The following is a 779-nucleotide window of genomic DNA, read 5'->3' on the forward strand; positions in this document are numbered from 1 at the left end:
GAAACCTCCTCGCGGACGTCCGGCAGATGGCTCTCGACTCCCAAAACCGCAAGGGAACCTCTAACTCACTCCACTAGGCCAACCAGGGTCGCGGGCGTCAAAAGGAATGCCGCGGTGAGCATTCGTTCCCCTGCACGCTGACGGGGTCGGCTGCGGCTGCGGCAAGGGCGGCCGCGAGAGCTGCGATAAGAGCCGCCTTGATAATCGCAAACGACTTCCGACTTCTGGTACGGCGGCCAAGTCGATGTTGTGTCCCTCGGCGGCCAGGGCCTTGCGCACGAGGTACTTTACTGAAACCCGGCGGCTTAGCGCCTCCTTCCGTAGCGCCGTCCTCACCAGATCCGGCACCTCAACTTTGAGGGCCGTGCCCTTCATATGAGCAATGGGAACTTTGGGGGCAGTCGGGGCTGTAGCGGGAACCGGCTCAGCTGCGTTAGCGGGCGCCACCGGCTCCTCGGCCCGCGCCTTGGCATTCCAGCTCTGAAGGAGGCAAGGCCGACATCAGGGAGGGGTGGTTCGGTTCGTCAATGAGCGCTGAACAGTAAGAACGCCTGTTAACGGTTCGGTATTGATACGGAACTAGAACACCTCATAGTTCGAGGTGATGTCATGCGCGTTCTGCTAATCGAAGACGATGCCACTGTCGCACAAAGCATTGATCTAATGCTCAAGTCCGAGAGTTTCGTCACCTATGCCACCGATCTTGGCGAAGAAGGCATAGACCTCGGCAAGCTCTACGATTACGACATCATCCTCCTCGACTTGAACCTGCCCGACAT

General features: G+C 59.2%; 1 protein-coding gene. It reads left to right on the forward strand.

Annotation, left to right across the window (positions count from 1 at the left end):
• Window positions 1-609: 609 nt before the first annotated feature.
• Window positions 610-779: response regulator (locus tag AC0IY0_RS28735; protein WP_471766478.1), on the forward strand; the 170-nt coding region annotated here is incomplete at its 3' end.

It is taken from the genome of Methylobacterium sp. AC315 (assembly GCF_979253755.1).